Source organism: Lysinibacillus sp., assembly GCF_032093475.1.
GTDB lineage: Bacteria > Bacillota > Bacilli > Bacillales_A > Planococcaceae > Lysinibacillus > Lysinibacillus irui.
In genome coordinates, this window is the sequence record NZ_DAMDAY010000071.1 from 18,806 (window position 1) to 22,310 (window position 3,505).

A 3,505-nucleotide genomic window follows, 5' to 3' on the forward strand; every position below is an offset into this window, starting at 1 on the left:
CACCCTCTGGCGTACCAGTACCATGTGCATTGATATAATCGACAGCTGATACATCAATTTCGCCCATTTTTAAAGCTAAATTCATGGCATTGGCAGCTCCCGTATAATCCGGTGATGTAATATGATAAGCATCTGTCGTAACTCCATAGCCTACTATCTCTCCAAGAATGGTTGCACCTCTTTGTTTGGCATGTTCATATTCCTCTAGGAACACGATTCCAGCCCCCTCTGACATGACAAAGCCATCTCGTGCGCTATCAAATGGACGACTCGCTTTTGTTGGCTCCTCATTTCTTGTAGACATAGCTTTCATACGTGAGAATCCTGCAAAGCTTAGTGGATTAATGGGTGCCTCTGCTCCACCTGCCAAAATACCATCAGCATAGCCATGTCGAATAGCTAAAAAAGCTTCACCAATGGCTTGGTTTCCAGTTGCACAAGCTGAAACAGGTGAAAAGCTCGGCCCTTTAAAGCCTGTTTTAATCGCTAGTATCCCTGCAGCCATATTACTAATCATCATCGGCACCATAAATGGTGACACCTTCCTTGGGCCGTTTTCGATGAACGCTTGATGATTCGCTAGAATGGTATCTATGCCCCCAATACCCGAGCCAATATATACACCTAGTCGCTCCTTATCGACCTGTTCCATGTTTAGATTTGCTTGCTCTAAAGCCTGCTGTGAAGCGGCAATAGCATATTGAACAAATCGATCATACTTACTCAGTTCTTTTTTATCCATATATTGCGCTGCATCAAAATCCGTGATGGTACCTGCAATTTGGGTGTTAATCCCGCTAAATTCCTCTGCATGAATTTTATCAATTCCTGACTTTCCTTCTTTAATGTTTTCCCATAAGGCTGATACTGTGTTACCTAAAGGGGAGACCACCCCATATCCTGTGACTACGACTCTACGTACCATGGACATCGCTCCTTTTCATTTACTTTAATAGTTCCTTTAATTGCTCCAGCGTTTTCTGAAAGAAATCTTCACCTAAAACACGTTTATATTGTAAAGCACCTTTTGTACTGGAAATGAGTAGCATAGCCAATGACGCTAAATCCTCCTCATTTGTCGATTTCAGTGCACCATGTTGTTTTGCCTCTTTCAATAACACTACAAAGACATCGATTTCCATTTGACTAAGCTCTTGAATCTTTTCTTGCATAGATGGTGATAATTCTTGATAGTCTGCCTGTAGAGCAGAAATCGGGCAAACTCCATCTTGCTCAAGAAATTGTACACGTCGCAAAATAAAAGCGAAAGGCTTTTCCACAGCTGGCATAGAAGATTCTTTAATGAATGTATATGCCCCCTCTAAACCATGCTGAATTCTTTCGCAAACAGCAACACCTAAATCCCCTTTCTTTTCAAAATGATAGTGAATACTTGCCTTTGTAACGCCTAGCTCTTTTGCTAAATGATCATAACTAAATGATGTGAAACCTTTTTCTTGAATATTCTTTAATGTTAATTCAATTATTTGTGATTTTCTATTTGTCATGGCTTTATACTAACTTACTAGTAGGTAAGTGTCAAATAAAAAAATGCAGCAGATTATTTACTTATCTGCTGCATCATTGCTTATTGCATTTCTTTTGTTGGTCCCATAACACCTGGAACTGGTAAACCTGCTTGACGCAATAAGACTGTCATTTGTCCACGATGATGTGTTTGATGATCGATTAATACTCGTAATAGAGCGCCTTTTGGCATTGGAGCTTTAAAACCAGTGACAACTTCTAGTAAGTCCTCATTTGAAAGCTTTGCGACTGCCTCACTTACACCGTTTGCAACCTTTTCATAAGCAGCTACGATTTCAGCAGCTGTTGTTGGTACTGGATCTTCTTGACGAATCGATGGCACGTTTAAGCCAGCTAGATAACTAAAATAACCTGCTGAACCGACTAAATGCCAGCCCAACCAGCCAAGTGTACTGTGACCCTCCACAATACTTTGATCTAATTTGTCATCTGTTAAAGCTTGTAACACATTTAATGTTCCATTAGATGCATTCGACCATTCCTGTAAAAAATCATCTACATGTCTATACATATGTGTGCCCCCCATTTTTTAACTTCATTTCTATCATAGTTAATTTTCTCCCTTGTTACAAGTTTCTTGTTTTGTTTACATAATAATATTATAAGTTGTTATCTCTTTTCATTCGTATAACCGTCCCCATTCACGTATAATGAAAGAAAATAGCAAAGGAGTTTGCCTATGAGACATCATGTCCTAGTACTTTCTCTTGCATTTTTATTCTTCGGTTGTAGTGAAGAAGTCAACAAAGAATCAGAACAATCACCATTGCCTGTGGAGGACAAGCAACCTGTAGAACAAGATCAAACATCACTTCTATCCTATTTTCCACCTGATGGCTCAACCGCCTATTTTCAAGGGGAAGGCAATGAATTTGCCAGCTATACCCTGCAAACTTCCTATCTCGATTCACAACACATTGTACAAATTGAGGATAATGGTGGAGTAACTCTTTTAAAAATCTATCGCATTTCCGATTCAAGTATTGACCTAGTCTATCGTGAACCTGTTGACAGTGAGCCAAGCCTACCAAGTGCGACAGAGGCTGCATCTTACCCAGTACTAGAAACAATTCTGCAAAAGCCCCTAAAAGTGGGGACAAGCTTTCAAGGCTGGACCATCCAATCAACGACTGCCACAGTTCATACAGGCACTACAGTCTATCAAAATGCCATCCAGCTATTACGCACCGATGATAAAGTCACGACGACCAAATATTTTGCGCATGGCATAGGCTTAATTCGTTCAGAAGATACGATGGAGACCGATCAAGAAGAACCGTTTGTTGTGACATCTACCTTGCAAAAAATAGAGTAATTTGCTGTTAACAGGCGTCCTGCTTGGGCGTCTGTTTTTTAGCTAAGGGGGCCTTATATGAGTGATATACATAATGCAACAACGAAAGAAGAAGAATTGACGGAAGAAGAATTTATTGAACTCGTACTTGAGGAGCAGCAAAAAGCATTAGCACAAGAACGAGAAGAACGCTTCCATGGTAGGAAACCCAAGAAACAAAAACCTTTCGTACGCTGGATCGTATGGGGGATCGCTTTGATGCTGTTTTTCAATACTTTTGCGCTAATTTTTCAAATTTACTCCATCCCTGCCATTGAATTTATGAAGGTGTCGACACGACTCTCAGCACAAGAAGATATCCAAACGTATAAAAAGGCTATCGTTGAAATTTCGACAGGCTCGAGTAAAGGGACAGGTTTTGCCGTCTCTTCTGATGGTCTAATTGTCACCAATGCTCACGTAGTAGAACATGCAACGACATTATCTGTTGTATTTCCAGATGAGGGACTGATGGAAGCTACATTAATTGAGAGCTATCCAGCTATCGACTTAGCTTTAATACAAGTGCAAGCTGAGCAACTCCCCTATCTTCCTCTTGCTGAAGATCCACCGTTTTCACCTGATGAACATGTCTATTTTATTGGTAACCCTCTTGCCTTCACG

5 protein-coding genes are annotated in these 3,505 nt (G+C 40.4%); 2 read left to right on the forward strand and 3 right to left on the reverse strand.

Features of this window, described 5'->3' with window-relative positions; translation table 11 throughout:
• From RT445_RS14865 to RT445_RS14875, 3 genes are all read right to left on the reverse strand, one after another.
• Positions 1-925 (reverse strand): beta-ketoacyl-ACP synthase II (locus tag RT445_RS14865; RefSeq protein ID WP_313470785.1); only part of this gene is annotated, 925 nt, incomplete at its 3' end.
• Positions 926-944: 19 nt separating this feature from the next.
• Positions 945-1,508 (reverse strand): TetR/AcrR family transcriptional regulator, encoded by a 564-nt coding sequence (locus tag RT445_RS14870; protein WP_274797171.1) that lies wholly within the window; start codon positions 1,506-1,508, stop codon positions 945-947.
• Positions 1,509-1,588: 80 nt separating this feature from the next.
• The gene (locus RT445_RS14875; RefSeq protein WP_274797170.1) at positions 1,589-2,059 is read right to left on the reverse strand and encodes a DinB family protein; all 471 of its coding nucleotides are present in this window, start codon (positions 2,057-2,059) and stop codon (positions 1,589-1,591) included.
• Positions 2,060-2,227: 168 nt separating this feature from the next.
• On the opposite strand from RT445_RS14875, the gene RT445_RS14880 reads away from it, so the two are divergent.
• Complete coding sequence (locus tag RT445_RS14880; RefSeq protein WP_274797169.1) at positions 2,228-2,863, forward strand: hypothetical protein; 636 nt, start codon at positions 2,228-2,230, stop codon at positions 2,861-2,863.
• Positions 2,864-2,920: 57 nt separating this feature from the next.
• A partial coding sequence (locus RT445_RS14885; protein ID WP_313470787.1) for a S1C family serine protease occupies positions 2,921-3,505 on the forward strand: 585 nt, incomplete at its 3' end.

Bases quoted from the DNA above. Each gene is read 5' to 3' on its own strand.
- RT445_RS14870 (WP_274797171.1), bottom strand. From the start codon at position 1,508: ATGACAAATAGAAAATCACAAATAATTGAATTAACATTAAAGAATATT.
- RT445_RS14875 (WP_274797170.1), bottom strand. From the start codon at position 2,059: ATGTATAGACATGTAGATGATTTTTTACAGGAATGGTCGAATGCATCT.
- RT445_RS14880 (WP_274797169.1), top strand. From the start codon at position 2,228: ATGAGACATCATGTCCTAGTACTTTCTCTTGCATTTTTATTCTTCGGT.